This is a genomic window from Peribacillus sedimenti (assembly GCF_046237635.1).
GTDB classification, from domain to species: Bacteria; Bacillota; Bacilli; order Bacillales; family DSM-1321; genus Peribacillus; species Peribacillus sedimenti.
The window spans coordinates 3,342,222-3,357,477 of the sequence record NZ_CP143547.1; the positions used below are offsets into that span (position 1 = coordinate 3,342,222).

The 15,256-nt window shown below is 38.8% G+C and carries 17 protein-coding genes and 1 riboswitch; of the genes, 5 read left to right on the forward strand and 12 right to left on the reverse strand.

Going from position 1 to position 15,256, the window contains the following annotated elements; translation table 11 throughout:
* Positions 1-589: 589 nt before the first annotated feature.
* The 6 genes from V1500_RS16465 to V1500_RS16490 form a co-directional block, all read right to left on the reverse strand.
* Positions 590-1,723 carry a 5-methyltetrahydropteroyltriglutamate--homocysteine S-methyltransferase gene (locus V1500_RS16465; RefSeq protein ID WP_409300872.1) on the reverse strand — a complete coding sequence of 378 codons (1,134 nt, stop codon included), beginning with the start codon at positions 1,721-1,723 and terminating at the stop codon, positions 590-592.
* A 75-nt stretch (positions 1,724-1,798) separates the two neighbouring features.
* A riboswitch (SAM riboswitch) is annotated at positions 1,799-1,908 on the reverse strand.
* Between the two features lie 213 nt (positions 1,909-2,121).
* Positions 2,122-2,337, reverse strand: a complete 216-nt coding sequence (locus V1500_RS16470; protein ID WP_409300873.1) for a hypothetical protein — start codon at positions 2,335-2,337, stop codon at positions 2,122-2,124.
* 97 nt (positions 2,338-2,434) lie between these two features.
* The gene (locus V1500_RS16475) at positions 2,435-2,692 is read right to left on the reverse strand and encodes a hypothetical protein (protein WP_409300875.1); all 258 of its coding nucleotides are present in this window, start codon (positions 2,690-2,692) and stop codon (positions 2,435-2,437) included.
* A gap of 368 nt (positions 2,693-3,060) precedes the next feature.
* Positions 3,061-3,552 (reverse strand): hypothetical protein, encoded by a 492-nt coding sequence (locus tag V1500_RS16480; protein WP_409300876.1) that lies wholly within the window; start codon positions 3,550-3,552, stop codon positions 3,061-3,063.
* Positions 3,521-4,225, reverse strand: a complete 705-nt coding sequence (locus tag V1500_RS16485) for a hypothetical protein (RefSeq protein WP_409300878.1) — start codon at positions 4,223-4,225, stop codon at positions 3,521-3,523. The genes V1500_RS16480 and V1500_RS16485 overlap by 32 nt, the downstream gene beginning before the upstream one ends.
* A gap of 185 nt (positions 4,226-4,410) precedes the next feature.
* Complete coding sequence (locus tag V1500_RS16490; RefSeq protein ID WP_409300879.1) at positions 4,411-4,962, reverse strand: hypothetical protein; 552 nt, start codon at positions 4,960-4,962, stop codon at positions 4,411-4,413.
* A gap of 378 nt (positions 4,963-5,340) precedes the next feature.
* Here V1500_RS16490 and V1500_RS16495 point away from each other — a divergent pair, with 378 nt between their 5' ends.
* Entirely contained in the window at positions 5,341-6,564 is a 1,224-nt protein-coding gene (locus V1500_RS16495) for an ATP-grasp domain-containing protein (protein WP_409300881.1), read from the forward strand.
* 204 nt (positions 6,565-6,768) lie between these two features.
* Here the strand turns inward: V1500_RS16495 and V1500_RS16500 are convergent, their stop codons facing one another.
* The 6 genes from V1500_RS16500 to V1500_RS16525 form a co-directional block, all read right to left on the reverse strand.
* Positions 6,769-7,233 (reverse strand): hypothetical protein, encoded by a 465-nt coding sequence (locus tag V1500_RS16500; RefSeq protein WP_409300883.1) that lies wholly within the window; start codon positions 7,231-7,233, stop codon positions 6,769-6,771.
* A 473-nt stretch (positions 7,234-7,706) separates the two neighbouring features.
* A complete protein-coding gene (locus V1500_RS16505; protein ID WP_409300885.1) occupies positions 7,707-7,985 on the reverse strand; it encodes a GNAT family N-acetyltransferase in 279 nt (92 codons plus the stop codon).
* Between the two features lie 107 nt (positions 7,986-8,092).
* Complete coding sequence (locus tag V1500_RS16510; RefSeq protein WP_409300886.1) at positions 8,093-8,623, reverse strand: MBL fold metallo-hydrolase; 531 nt, start codon at positions 8,621-8,623, stop codon at positions 8,093-8,095.
* A 4-nt stretch (positions 8,624-8,627) separates the two neighbouring features.
* The gene (locus tag V1500_RS16515; protein ID WP_409300888.1) at positions 8,628-8,891 is read right to left on the reverse strand and encodes a hypothetical protein; all 264 of its coding nucleotides are present in this window, start codon (positions 8,889-8,891) and stop codon (positions 8,628-8,630) included.
* 247 nt (positions 8,892-9,138) lie between these two features.
* Positions 9,139-9,321 carry a transcriptional regulator gene (locus V1500_RS16520; RefSeq protein WP_409300890.1) on the reverse strand — a complete coding sequence of 61 codons (183 nt, stop codon included), beginning with the start codon at positions 9,319-9,321 and terminating at the stop codon, positions 9,139-9,141.
* A gap of 297 nt (positions 9,322-9,618) precedes the next feature.
* Positions 9,619-10,329: a class I SAM-dependent methyltransferase gene (locus tag V1500_RS16525; RefSeq protein ID WP_409300892.1), complete on the reverse strand. Its 711-nt coding sequence runs from the start codon at positions 10,327-10,329 to the stop codon at positions 9,619-9,621.
* A gap of 288 nt (positions 10,330-10,617) precedes the next feature.
* Here V1500_RS16525 and V1500_RS16530 point away from each other — a divergent pair, with 288 nt between their 5' ends.
* The 4 genes from V1500_RS16530 to V1500_RS16545 all read left to right on the forward strand — a co-directional run bounded on the left by V1500_RS16530 (position 10,618) and on the right by V1500_RS16545 (position 15,245).
* Positions 10,618-10,740 (forward strand): hypothetical protein, encoded by a 123-nt coding sequence (locus V1500_RS16530; protein ID WP_409300894.1) that lies wholly within the window; start codon positions 10,618-10,620, stop codon positions 10,738-10,740.
* Between the two features lie 1,580 nt (positions 10,741-12,320).
* The gene (locus V1500_RS16535) at positions 12,321-12,839 is read left to right on the forward strand and encodes a hypothetical protein (protein WP_409300896.1); all 519 of its coding nucleotides are present in this window, start codon (positions 12,321-12,323) and stop codon (positions 12,837-12,839) included.
* 219 nt (positions 12,840-13,058) lie between these two features.
* Positions 13,059-13,766 (forward strand): 23S rRNA pseudouridine(2604) synthase RluF, encoded by a 708-nt coding sequence (gene rluF / locus V1500_RS16540; protein WP_409300898.1) that lies wholly within the window; start codon positions 13,059-13,061, stop codon positions 13,764-13,766.
* 912 nt (positions 13,767-14,678) lie between these two features.
* Positions 14,679-15,245: a membrane-spanning protein gene (locus V1500_RS16545; RefSeq protein ID WP_409300900.1), complete on the forward strand. Its 567-nt coding sequence runs from the start codon at positions 14,679-14,681 to the stop codon at positions 15,243-15,245.
* Positions 15,246-15,256: the final 11 nt, after the last annotated feature.

Below are 15,256 nucleotides of genomic sequence, written 5' to 3' on the forward strand. Positions count from 1 at the left end.
GCTCTCGTCTTTTTATTAGTTAAGAAAGTATAACGTTTGCACTTTGACTGACCCTGTTTCGCCGTACACGTTGCACTAGTACCGACATCGCCAGGCGCCACACGATATGGGGGCCCAAGCTGACATTCCACTTGTGGCTGTAATTAGCCAAGGGTCATTTAAATAGGGCGCTTCCGCTTTTCTAACGGTTACGGCTCTATCTCAGAAACCTTGCCCGGAGACTTTCCAGTGTTAGCTCCCTTAAACAAATCAAGAAAGGCATCTATTGTGTCATTTCTTAAACTCACGCATCGATTTTTAGCATGCAGCCCTCTGATGAAAACCACCAGATTTTTGAACTTAATCCAACAAATGAATCGTTAACTCTTTCACTGGTTTGTTGGAATTTCACTTCTGTAAGGTCCCACTGGAACAGTTTCATATGTAATTCAGTTCGGTATGTTGTTCAGCCATACCAAAATAACATTTAGGAACCGGAGATTTTCCCACAGATTAATGAACAATATTTTCCGGTTAAATAAATTACTAATATACTTTATGTATAAATAAAAACGGGTATTTCACCCGTTTCTATTTGTACATATTAGATTTACTTCCAAACTTCCTGAGCTATTTCAACAACGTGTCTTAGCTTTGCCCATTGCTGTTCTTCTGTCAGCAGGTTCCCTTCTTCTGTCGAAGCGAATCCGCATTGCGGGCTTAAGCAAAGCTGGCTTAGGTCAACATATCGAGTAGCTTCTTCGATACGGCGTTTAATATCATCGCCATTTTCCAGTTCGCCAAATTTCGATGTTACCAATCCTAGAACAATTGACAAATCAGGCCGGTTCACAAATCGAAGAGGTTCAAAACCACCTGACCTGTCGTTGTCATATTCCAGGAAGAATCCATCAATATTGAGATTTCCAAACAGGGTTTCGGCAACTGGTTCATAGCCTCCCGAAGAAATCCATGTAGAACGGAAATTTCCCCTGCATATGTGCATGGTAATTGTCATGTCTTCCGGACGGCCCTCCACAGCATCATTTAATGTTTTTAAGTATCTGCTGCTCAGTTCCTCTGGATTTAAACCGCGGGCACGGATCTTTTCCTTTTCCTCGGGTGAACAAAGATAAGCCCATGATGTATCATCCAGCTGTAAGTATCTGCATCCCGCGTCATAAAAAGCCTGAATAGCTTTCTTATATGTATGGGCAAGATCGTTGAAAAATTCATCATTATCCGGGTATACGTTTTGTTCAATTTCGCCTCTGAAATGAAGCATGCTCGGACTTGGGATGGTCATCTTTGCAGTATGGTCGCCAGCTACGCTTTGAAGGTATTTAAAATCTTCAAGCATAGGATGCTTATCGAAGTCTAGCTTGCCAGTTACCTTAATGGCTCTTGATTTCGTCTGCTTTTGATGGAATTGGATTCCCCCTCCAGCCTGGTACCCTGTTACCCCTGTCAGAGCTTCAAGGAAGTCAAAATGCCACCAAGCACGGCGGAACTCTCCATCAGTTACAGCCTGCAGACCCAGCTCTTTCTGCTTTTGCACGATTCGTGTAATTTCTTCGTCTTCGGTTGCTCTTAATTGCTCAGCTGTAATCTCACCATTTAACTTCTGAAAACGTGCATGTTTTAATTTTTCTGAGCGCAGCAGGCTTCCGACCTGGTCTGCATGAAACGGTCCATTTCCTGCTCTCAAAAAGCCTTTATTTATCAGTTTTGTTTCATTTACCATAAATCTTTACCTCTTTTCTTGATATAAGTAAAAAAGCTCTTCCTTAATAAGGAAGAGCTTGTGGTTACAATCTCCTCCTTATCTTAAAGAACGTTCACAGTTCTTCAGGACTTAGCACCATTCTGTTCGAAAACAGCGGTTGCCGGGCTTCACAGGGCCATTCCCTCCACCACTCTTGATAAGGAAAAACAATTATATATATAGTATTATTAATTTTTTAAAAATTGTCAATAAATATCTCAGGGGACCATACCTTTGTCAGAGTGACTGTGACAATTAAAATAAAATCGCTGCTGACAAGAGAACGATTGCTGCCTTTGTATATTATTAAACTAAATATAAAAAACTCAGTAATAAACAGGGCAGCCCAATCATGGGTTGCCCTTTGATGATGTTAACTAAAAATTTCTAGAATCAAAGTTTGCACCCGAATCAGGACTCCCAGTATCTCCGGCACTTGAATGAATTTCCTGGCTGAATTCCGCATCAGTCATTGCTCTGCGGTCTTCCAGAAGTCCATTGGCAATATTCGGGGAGTCTCCCACTCTGCCTCTCGTTATTCCTCCGTCGATAGACTTGTTGCTGCCATTGTTCTGTGGATTATGCTCCGGCATATTGATTCCTCCCTTTCCTAACCATTATTCTCTGTCGAAATCTTAAAAATATGTTTGGAAAGTAAGACCGGAAACCTAATGAAACGCAGTACGGGCGTTATCTCCTGATTCGCCCTTTTACGGCTTCCCTTGTCAATCGCGCATTCTCTAAGCCCCTGCTGCTGAATGCGTTATCAGTGCTTTGCTGTTTATCTATGGGGCCTCCACTTGTATCAATATCACCGGCCAATCTAGGTGTTGGATCTTGCTGAACTGCATGGTCCGCAGCCTTAATATCATCTATAGAATGAAATGAATCGTTCCAGCTAACCTCCGCACTGCTTCCTGTTTGTTCAAATCTATTGTTTTCTGACATGAAAATCCTCCCTTATTGTGGTTCTTATTCATAGGGCTAAAATCTAAAAGGCATGAAAAAATACGACTCCCATACCAATAATGGTGCATTGCGAAAATAGCTAATATATTTTCTCCGTTCTCTCGTATTATTCGCCATATTTCCTGAAACATGCCTTTGATTTTAGCTTTTATGCGTCAATCTTTTGCCTGGCAGGAGCAATAACCCGGACTTCCTTCAGCCGTAATCATATTTATGGCTAAATAAAACAGGCTGCGGGGGTATATCCCTGCAGCCTTAAATTTCCTATTGCATTATAGTGGTCCTGCCCTCGAATTGGCTGCACTCCTTTGTTCCATAAATAAAACCTTCGGCTGCCTCAATTGCAATTAAGTCTTCATTTTTTGGGTAAGATCCTCTTGTGTATTACTGTACTCCGCAAGTTTAATTTGAAGAAGATTCACTTCATCCTTCATTTTCTGGAGATCGATATATAACTCAGCTTTCGATGCTTCATTGCTGGTCATAACGCTGCTTATAGCCTTTAAGTTGTTTTGTATTTTATAAAGTTGTTTCTCCAGAACAAATTGAGAGCCCACATTTCCCTTTACCTGTTTTTGGAGCAGCTGCACATCATTTTGAAGCATGCCAATCTTCTCTATTTCAGCTTGTGTGGATTCACTTTCCCTGTTCCTGGTATTTAACGCTGCCACACTATTATTGAACTCTTTAAGATTCTGTGTAAATACTACATCCAATTCCTTTAATCGGCCGGCCAAAAGGTCCAGTCGCGCGTTGAAATCCTCAAGGTTCATAACATTTTTCAGTAATTTTTCATCATGCTGCATGTTAATATTGTCTAATTGGCTGCGAAAATCCACTGTGCATCTTATCGTGTTCTTCTAATGCAGTCCTGAAGGCCTCTATATTTCCAATCATTCCAGCAAACTGACTTGAAAGTAAGGAAAACGATGCCTGGGACTCCTGCAGTTTAACCTCCATATGCTGGATACTTTGCTGCAGCTGGCTCAGTGATGCTGCTAGTTCCTGTTGCTTTACATCACCTTGTTCTATTTTTTGTTCCATTCCTATTAAGCTAACTTGGATCTGGCTAACGACGCTGGCAAGCAGCTTCCGTTCCGTTTCATAATTTGACAAAAGAGAATACAGGTCACCGTACTTTGCCTCTCCATTAGTCAGGCGCTTTGTGTGATCAAGCTGCAAACTTTCGAATTGATTTAACCGTTGCTCAAGAGCCTTTTGATGTTGGCCTTGGTCTGTTATTTGGCGATCGGCATGCTTAAGGCTCGATAATTGGCTGTCTAATTCTACTTGCAGTTCTGCCTGCTTTTTCTTATATTGAATTAATTCCTTATCAAGTAAATGTAGCCGCCCATTTTGGCTGATTAATTTATTTTTAAAGCCTTGCTGCATTTGTAATATCTCTGAAGTCTTGTTCCACTTGTATAATTTCTGGTTCCCATTATGGTCATATACAAATATACCGGTAGGATTTGCTCCAGGTAAGTGGTTATCAGCTTTATGATCAATCAAGAAAACTCTCCTCCGCGCAGTTTTATGATCACTATATGTAAGGCCATATCGAAAAGTGAATCGCATGGTGGCTGTAGGGGTGAACTACACGGTAATAAACGGGTACTTAAGGTACAGTGATGAAACCTTATTTTTAAGGGTGCAGCTGAATGTCTAAGGCTTTGCAGGGCGGAATGCAAAGCCTATTATTTTTGTACATATCCATACTTTTTTGTAGTTCTTAGGACAACACCAGCCAATACAAAAAAGATACAGATTAATACGAATTCTCCGGAATGCTTTTGAATGAACTCACTTGTTTTTCTCTGGATCATATGCAAAAAAGGCTCCTGAATTGGTTCATTCCTTGTTTTCACATAAGTGATATGCCGAACTGAATCTCCTGACAAAACCGGCTCCAGGCCATATTTCCCTTCATCAAGAGATATCTCTATCACATCTCCTTCTGCAATATCCATGAATTTGGCACCGACATATTCAGATGATAGCCAAATCGGTATATAGGTATAGTACACAGGAATAGATGTTTTTCCTTCTGTATGATCCGTAAGCTTCAGTGGCTGCAAAACCTGTAAATTCATCTTTCTGATTTGTCGTGGTTCCCCATTTTTCTTTGTTTCTTCTTTAAATTTTCTATCACTTGTAACCTTTCCAATTAATCGTACTGGTGCTTTTGCATTTATTTTTTTTACCTTTGCCGGGTCCATTGCTGTCAGGCCCGTATTGGTTATAAACATCCCATACATCACAAGCAGGAAAACCAGTATACATATTTTTAGAGAACGCCCGAAAATGAAGAAACACTCCCTTCAACAGTTTGATTGTCACAACATCACTGTCCATTTTCTCCTATCATACCTGACCGTTGGCATTTAAATTGCTGGATTTTGTCTTTCAAACCAAGAAAATTGGCCATTAACTCAAATTACAGCTGCATATTCATTTATCATCGTCTTTCTATAATCATGTACTTTATACCTTGAATTTCCAAATATGGTGCACAAAACTTTGCAGAGTTGGTTTTAACAACCTGTTAAACGTCTATAAAGAAATTACTAGCTCTGCAGCAAACACCAGCAAAACTAACCCAGCTGTACAATCAAGGAGGTAATAGAATGGGTGAAACATCATATCAAATGAACCAAGCGAACGAACCTCATGTACTTCGGCCTTCAAAATCCATTAAAGAGATTTATGGAGATAACATTGTTTACAATCCAAAATTGTATGCCACTGATTATGGCCACTTCTCTGGAGATTTATTAACATTGGAATCTTTAACCGGGAGAGAACTGACAGTGGTGGGGGATGTCCCCGTTGTTTGCCATGCAAGTACAACTACAGATCCGGCTATCGCCTTGTTGCAAAAGGCCGGTCTTCATATTCCGCAATATTATACGTATGAAAATGATAAAGAATATGTCGAAGTACTTAATAAGGTGCATAAACAGGACAAAAAAATGATATCCCAATTTCCTCAGCCAACAGACGAGGTATCACATGATCTTTTTTGGATTGACCCAAAACTTCATGCTTATTTATGTGACAAACAAAATATCCCGGAGCTTGTTCCTGCCGAACACGTAGCGCGAAGACGGCTAATGAGCCTCGATGAAATTTTACAAGAAAAGCCGAAGCTTCCATTTGTCCTAAAAACAGGTGACGGGCGTACTACAGCGGGTGGGTATGGCGTTGTATTAGTAGAGAATGAGGATCAACTGAATTCAATAGATGAAACCTTTGGTGATTTGTCACATATTATTCTCGAGGATTATATCGAGTATGATGAAAATATTTCTGTTCATTATGTTGCTGACAAGGACGGAGAGATCAATTTTATCGGAAAATCCGTGCAGATCGTAAATGATGGCAGTTTCCGTGGAAGCTGGATTACCACAGAAATTGAAGACCGTTACGGGGATATAGTTCAGACCGGGTACGAAGTCATGAATAATATAACAAAAATGGGTTATGTAGGTGTTGCTGGATTCGATGTGCTAATAAAAGACGGCCAATATTACTTTATCGATTTAAATATTCGGTTTAATGCTTCTACCTGCGGACTATTACTTTATAAAGATATCAAAAATAGATTTGGTAAGGACACCGTTCGACTTTGCAACTTCGATTGGACCGACGATTTCGATGATTTAATTCCTGTTGCAGAAAAATATTTGGACAAAGAACAATTTGTCCCGCTGAGCTTGCTGGATGCAGATTATTTCCCTGACCAAAAGCGTGTATCAAAAATGATTGGCCTTGTAATAGGCGATTCTGTGGAAGAAGTAGAGAATATCCTGGAAGATATGGCACAGGATGATCTTATAGTGAAGGAATAATCGGCACTTTTATTTCCATCATAGAAAATGATCGTTTTAGCCCAAGTAATGCTTGGGCTATATTACTTTAAACCAAGCGTTCTTCAGTAAATGCTGAATATTCGGCGTCATAACATTTAGCTATGTTATCAATGCAGCTATGTAAGAATATATGGTAAATCCGGCCATAATGGTAAAAGCGAACAAAAGAACAGACATATATTTTTATATTCTGTATTCTTTGGATGAAAAACAAAAGAGCTTTCGTTCGATTCTGCCCCTCTCCCCGATGAATTTGTACCAGCTTTGACCAATATAAAATGGGTTGGTAAGGAGCTTTTCAATAATATATTTTATTTTGCTGTCTGCCTCTTTGTTTTCAAGTTTTTCTTTAGAAGACAAAGCAAGCACAAAATACGATTTTGACAGGTCCAGCTCTAGAAGTTTAAGGTGATACGTGTGCTTATGTCTAAAGTTAAACTCTTTAAGCACTGCTGATATGCTTTTTTCCACGTCTACTTCAAATTTTGCTGCTTCTGACCACTGTTGCAATAAGGCATCATAAAGAGTCATTGTAATAATATGATGTGACACAAAATCCAAAGGATCATATTCTTTATTTAGGGATTTAAGCTGCTCGTCTGGCAATACCACAAACTTATTATAGTCAGCGAAAAAATTTTCGCTCATCACATATACCCTCTTTCGTTAGATGTACGTATAAATAAAAAAGCTTTGGCGATTGAATAAGTGCGTTTTCTATATAAAAGAGTTTACTATACAAAGATATCAGAGAACTCAGGTGCAGAATTATATGCTCTGCGATCCAGGCATTCATGTATTTAGTTCTCGCCGGAACGTAAAAACCCTTCAAATTGTCTATAATTTCTTAAAAACTATTTAAGGAAAGGTTTCGATTTGAAAGTTTGGAATTTTTTGTATGTTTTTTAGGGTATAATAAACATTAAGCTGTATGAAAAGAAACATATCTATTTATCCTCAAATAGGGATTACTTAACGGCAGTACACATCCTTATCTGTCAATGGTTCGGTCATTTTAAAGGCTGGAGATTATTGAATTCTCCAGCCTTTCAACTATTCATTGATATAAACTCCACCCGCAACCAGAAATCGGATTGATAAATATCCGTTCTATATCATCCTCAAGCTAATTGGTCTTGATATTCCTTCGTATTATCCATGACCTTTTTCGCAAAAGAACATTGTGGACGGATAAGTTTTTTCTCTTCCCTAGCAAATTCTACTACCTTTTTCACAAGGTCATTTCCTACACCTTGTCCACGAAGCTGATCTGACACAAAAGTATGGGTAATGATAAGGATATCGTTGTTCTCTCCACTAGTTACAAATTCAATATTGGCCAGCTTTTCACCATTTTCCTCAATGTAGAAGCCATTTTCTTCTCGCTTGATTTGGTTCATTGGATACCCCCCTAAGTTGAATTCACCGCTAACGTGCACCTTATTCTTGCATATTACCTTTTACCTTGTTCCGGACAGCAGTAAACTTTGCTGCTGATAGAAAAAAATCATTTCGTTTGCCCTACAGATGCATTGTTAAAAAATATATTTTTTGTTTTATCCCATAAAATAATTCCTGGTTTTATTTGTAAATCATGGTCCGCTTTGACCTTGAGATAATCCTCCCGGTCCGGAAATTCTTTGACCCATCCTAGGGACCGTTTAGCCGCCCTTTTATCTGTTGCTGCCCCAGATAAAATTATTTCTTTCCAGGAGCGTGTAGAATATCCGACATCATTGGCCAATAACAACCTGCCATTTTCAGCAGGACGGAAAACATGCCATGACGGTGGATGGGAGTATGTACCAAATAAAGAGAGCCATCCCGAACCAATCATAGCCGTTCCTCGACGGGCCATAAGGTCTGTATTATGAAAAGTCTCACCATGGAGACCTTTCCACATTGTTTTTATGTATCCAGCCCTTCTATGAGGAGCCTTCCATTCAGGCCTCCTGAACAGAATTTGTTTCGCATCTTTTACATGCGCAATGCCGCTGACATGGTCTGCATGCATATGTGTAAGTAAAACATAATTCAAATCCTTACTTACAAATCCCCATCTGTCCAAAAAATTTCATAGATGCATTGACCCGCTGCCCAAATGCTGTTTTTGGTTTGTCCTTATATTTTCGTGCCACCCCGTATCCACATGGATTAACCTTTTTGGGTGTTCGATAAGATATGAGGAAATTTTTCTTCTTCCCTCTCAGCCAGCCTGAGTATGGAAGTAGATGGACGGTCTTTTCACGAAATGCCAAATCTCCGTCTATAAGTACCCTGCCAGTATGTAAAACATGAACCTTCACAATCATTCTCCATTAGGCAATTGTTCCAGGACACGGATGAATAAGTATGAAAATGACAATGAATTAGTGGTACAGGAACCTTTGCAAGCAGAAACCACCCCAATTTATGCTGGTGTGGTTAATCTTTATTTATTAAATACTATACATGCAGGTTGATTTAAGCCCAGGAGCAAACAACATGATAATGCCCACAATAATTAAAGCAAAAACTGATTATCTATGCCGCAAAGTGCCAAAAATCATATCGTTACCAGATTGGGCTTGTCTGACGGTTTACCACTTTTGCAAAAACTCCATAAATATGGCCGCATTTATTGCAATACGCTACATTAAAATGCGGATCCTTCGTATCACTCTGTTCCTTGCTGTCCTGTGCTACGATATGCTCGATGCCTACTGCACCACACTCAGGACATTTTGGTTCTACCATGAAAAACCCTCCCTTCTTAGTATTTATACTTCGACACGTTTTTTTAAAAGCCCTCCACAATACCCGGATAAAGATGCTTTTCCAATGTCTTTTTGGAACTTCCTCTCCATCTGTAATAAATTCATATCAATCATTCATACAGGAAATCCCATCCAAACACGCTGCAATGTACCACACTTTAGGCAGGGATTTTCGTCTGCATACCGAAGCAAATACAAAAACAAAATGCCCTTCTTTCTCAGGAGGACATTTTGCAACGCTGTATTTATGTGATTTGTTTTTCGCATAAGAAAATAATTACTTCCGGGATTTGGCCTGTATAATCAGAAAGTGTGGATTATTAATGAGATAGTTAAAAGTACTCTCATCCACCTCATTCATTTTTTCCTGAGGACGTGGTTCAAACAATGTTTCTAACATAAAGAATTCCGTTGTCTGTGAGATAATATCCTGTAAGGATCGTCGATAAAAGCTTACTTCTGTTGTGACCCCTGATTTCTTCCAAGTCTCATTTATGAGTTTTTTCTCAAAATAATCCTTACAATTTAATCTTGAAAAGTCCATAAAAGGATGATGAACAGAAAACAAAATATAGCCTCCAGGTTGTAACACCCTTTCCCATTCCTGAAACGTAAATCCCCATTCACGAAGATAATGGAGAGTCAGAGAACTTACTATATAATCAAAAGAGTTTGCTTCAAATGGAAGGGCGTCCTGCAGATCATAGTGAAGTATTTCTGCCTTTCCGTTTAATCGTTTCCTAGCTTCATCAACCATTTTCTTACTAATATCGATGCCTGTAACTTTTGCTCCCCGCTTCACCAGTTGTTCCGCATACCAACCAGCAGCACAGCCTGCATCAAGAACAGCTTTACCATTCAGGCTATCTGGAATCATTGACATCATTGCGGGTCTTTCATAATAAGAATTATACGGACTTTCTGTATCGACGTTATTTGCATAAGCACTTGCTAAGCGGTCATAGGTATCAGAAACCGATTTGTTCACTCTTTTCCCTCCAATACTTTTTACACCCTACTATTTCCCTGTCTATTTCTTCATTAATCTTTAGGTAAAAAAGGTGTGTACACACAAAAAACCCTGATATCAGCAAAAATAAGATTATTCTGCCTGCTCGCTCGCCTACATTACGCAACCGTAACAATTAGTTTACAAATATTAAAAAGTTCTTTATACCCACTAAAAAACAAGCCGATGCACGAACAATGTTTTATAAAAGATAAAAAACAAAATTGATTTTTCATATATATTTAATGAGAATTTAGGAGGGAAACTATGAGAAACATAGATATTGACCAATTGCTGGAAGCGACTCATGGAGCAGCATGGGAAATTACAGGAACGGAATTCGATATAATAGATATAGACAAACTGCTGGAAAATACTCTTGATTGGTAAATAAGCCAGAGTACCTAGCTGGTTTGTGTTGTATAGAAAAGATAGTAAATAAAGGATGAACTGTTTAATTGTTTCTTCTGTAATATTTTCTTTGGTGATCAAAAAGCGCGGACGGGAGTGTCCAATAAAATATAAAAAAGCCTGTACCAAGGCGGTAAAGGCTTTTTTACCCTTTGAAAGGGTATCATGGAAGAAGACTTGCCCTATTCAGCAGCCTGCCCGCCAATACCTGACAGATAACCACTGAATATCAGATAGACAAAATCACTTCGTCAAAGAAAGCAAATCCTGCAACCATTGTAGCAATACAAATCCTCGAAGTTTTTCGAATCCATATGGATTCCCATATTCCTGGATTTATATTCCCTACATTATGAATGTACCCAAACGGAATGAAACTAAACCTAATTATGAAAAAAATATCCTGCATTATACAATTTCTTACTGTTTAACATATCGTTTTTTATCACAGATTCTAAAATATAAGCTATTAAACCTGGTTTGTTAATAAAATAATTGCTTAGTAAAGGATAGCTATCTACCCAGAAACAAGATGGTAGATATCAGGCTTCTGTAAAATGGCATATCTCTAACTGGTTGCCCTCCAGACCCTGCCATTTTCTATTAACGAACCAGCAATGACCTTGTTTTCGATTAAATGGCAATGTACATCTTCGAAATTTGGCGAAAAAAAGTTACCCTCCGTCTGAATGGTCAGTTTCCGCCTTATCTGACCGTACTAGAGTCAAAGGTGTCTCCCCACTATTTAATGCGGCATAACCGCCCGCTTCCCAATCCATCCTATGTTAACCCCAAAAACATCACAGTACCAATCACTCGATGCCAGGAACTCATGCGCTCTTAATACACAGTATCACTGCTACTAACAATGAATTCAACCCAAAAACCTCCTGATATTCAATTACACATGCAGAATTTATTCTGCATGTCCACGGTGCTTTCCTTATAAATTTATAAATATCTGGTGGTGAGTTCGGGCATAAATATTGGATATCGAGCATATATGGTAGATTTCGAGCGTAAATTCTGAATAACAAGCATAAAACCTTTTTGATGGAGCATAAGTAGGGAATTTGCGGGCATAAGTAGACAACAAGACACTGAAAAATCATGCTGTAATTAAAATTATCACCTGGAGAGAGAATTTTATTTCCAAATTTGCGAATTTAGAAAACTTATAAACTATTTTTTCTGCTCAATGCTACCATTATACACGCGGCAAATAGCTATATTTTGCTTAACATAAAATTGCTAAGAAACCCCTAACGGTTACTCAATATGTGTAGAATCTTTGATACAAGAAGCATCAGTACGCAATTACCTTTTTATAGTAAATAAGCTCGGAATCCCCCTCATCTAAATTGTCATCATAAGAACTCTATGGATAATGGAATGTAGAAAAAATAGGCTTTTGCTGTTCATAAAATTGATTCCAATCACACAATTCCCTTTTCTAACAATCATAAAGACATTGGAGAGACAAAATTAAGCCTGTTCTATTTGGTTTAATCCTCTATATAGGTGGTATCGTACAATATCATAATGAGGAGGGATAGCAAGTGACCGCCATCGAAAAATGCTTAACTGTTTCTCTCAGTTTCTGCATCCTTCTCGCTGCAGGCTGCAGCAAGGAAGAAGCGGAACAAAAGTCAGAAGATGCAACCAAGCAAATAGAACAAGCATCAAAAGAAGCTGCAGGAAATATAAAGGAAACAGCAGGCAAGGTTTCTGATCAAGTAAAAAAGGAAACGCCAGGACTTGCCCAAAACATGAAGGACACCTATAAAGAAGGAGAAAGGAAAATAAAAGATAACATACTTCTAAAAGGTGATAAAGCCCAAATCAAAAAGGATGCTTATCTGGCGCTGACTCCTGAAGCCTATGATGAGTTATACCAGTTAATAGAATTGAATGATTTAAAAGGCGTGGAAAATATCGAAAAGGACAAACAGATTATCAAAGTAAAAAAAGACGTAAAGGTAGAAATTCTGGAACGAGATGTGTTAAGGACCAAAATTAAGACATCTGATAATAAGGAAGGCTATCTGCCTGCCTCTATTCTCGACCCTGTAAATTAATTAACCCAACAATATCCGAAAAAAATATATTTTCTATGAAGCCACTAACATGTTGAAACAAATGCTTATGGCTTTTCTTCTTGCTTGCAGCAGCTTTAGCCGTTGCTCCAGCCGCGTTGCCAGCCTTTCCTTTTTCTATGGACTGAATTGATACTTGTATATGTAACTGAATTTAAGTTATCTTAAAAACATAAATCAATAAATAAAGGTGTGCTTTTTTTGAGGATCAATAAATACATCAGTGAGTCGGGGATTACTTCAAGGCGCGGCGCAGACAAATGGATTGCAGAAGGAAGAGTGACCATAAACGGGGTCGTAGCCGGATTAGGGAGCCAGGCTGAACCTGGTGACGATGTCCGTGTGGACGGCAAACCTGTCACAGTGGAACAGCAAAATGTTTACATTGCACTAAATAAACCAGTAGGAATAACAAGTACAACTGAACGCCATATCAAGGGTAATATTGTAGATTTCATCAATCACCCTCTTCGCATTTTTCATATTGGCAGACTAGATAAGGATTCAGAAGGATTAATCCTGCTGACGAATGACGGAGATATTGTGAATGAAATTCTGCGCGCAGAAAATAAACATGAAAAAGAATACATTGTAACTGTAGACAAGCCTATTACTCCTTCTTTTGTGAAATCAATGTCACAGGGAGTAGCGATACTGGATACTAAGACACTGCCTTGCAAAGTGATCCAGCTATCCAAATATGTATTCAAAATTATTTTGACACAGGGCTTAAACCGGCAAATCCGGAGAATGTGCGCGGCACTCGGTTATGAAGTCCGGCGCCTTCAGCGAATCAGAATTATGAACATTCACCTTGATGGACTGAAAGTGGGCCAATGGAGAGACCTAAGCAAGGATGAACTGCATCAACTTTTTAAGGATCTGCACTACGAGCCCCGCAAACGCTAAAACAATATGGGAACTTTTCAAGGATGGCTTTATGGAAGACCATCCTTGTCATTTTACTGGACCAATATTACATATTTCGTCCCTTGTATTGAAAAGATCCTTCATCACCCATATGAAGATCCATTCTTCCACATTTTTGGTGAGTGATCCTTCATTACCCGTATGATGACTCAACCCTTAATGTTTCAACGGAATTAACACTGCCATCACTAAAAACGTTGATATTGTCCACTCATTAATAACAAGCTATACAAAACTAATGCAGAAAGGTTAATTAAACCGTCATCCCCTATGTAATCTCAGCTTTGGAACCGTAGTCTTTTAAATATACAGGTAATAAAAGATGGTCCATAATTTCTTCAGCCGTCATCCACATCACGGCAGCTACCTCATTAGGACTTTTAGCAACGGTGCTCCCTCAGCAAATTCAAATAACAATACAATATTTACTATGGCCTCACCAAGTTCGGTTGACAAATGATGCTGTTGATATATGTAAACTGCCGACAAACCTTTATTCCCACTTCTTCATACACTTCTCTTTTAATCGTAGCTTCTAATACATCAGGCTTGGCGCCCGACATGTCCACTTTTCCCACCCATAAGTGAGAGCAATCCACCAGCATGTTCCTCTTTATTGCTTCTTTGGATGATAACCCTTACCCCTGTCTGTTTACCGCAGCTTCTACGTTAACAAAAAACAATATTTACCCTCCCTTTTCACTGATAACAAACCAAATATCACCACCACTTTTTGCCTTTTGAGGATCTTTAAACATCCCCAATTGCCACTCGCTTTTTCATAAAAAGCATCCCAAGGTTTTTACAGAGTTTTTGTTTCCTTACTCAAAGCATTCTCTGCGTGTTATATGGACATAATTGTAAGGATTCCAATGGATTGGGCGTGATGATATGAAACGGAAATTAATTATAATATTGAGCTCCTTGTTCATAGTGTTTATGGCAGTTTTAATGATTTATTACATTAATAAAGGCGATGCTTCTAAATGGCAGGTCGCTCTTGGCGGAACTTTTGTCAGTGCCCTCCCGCTTCTTCTACTGTTCAAGAAAAAAATTCCTTTCAACGCATATCTTATTGTTGGATTTTTTGTCTTCATTTTCTGTTCCTCCTATTTAGGTTCTATAGCAAAATTTTATTTGCACTACAAGTGGTGGGACACAACGTTGCACGTTTTCAAAGGACTGTATGTTGGTTTTTTTGCTATAGCACTGTATAAATTGCTTATACCGGAACAAGCAAGAAGTAAAGTTTCCAGGACTATCGTTGTTCTCTTTGTGCTGTCACTCGCTATTTCTTCCAGTGCCCTATGGGAAATTTACGAATATGCCGGCGATTTGTTTTATACAGATACAATGCAAAGGGGCGGAAACAAAGATACGATGTATGATTTATTGGCTGGTTTAGCGGGCGGTCTACTTGTAGCGATTTATGCAAGTCTGAATAAAATAAGGATATAGGATCGAGGTGA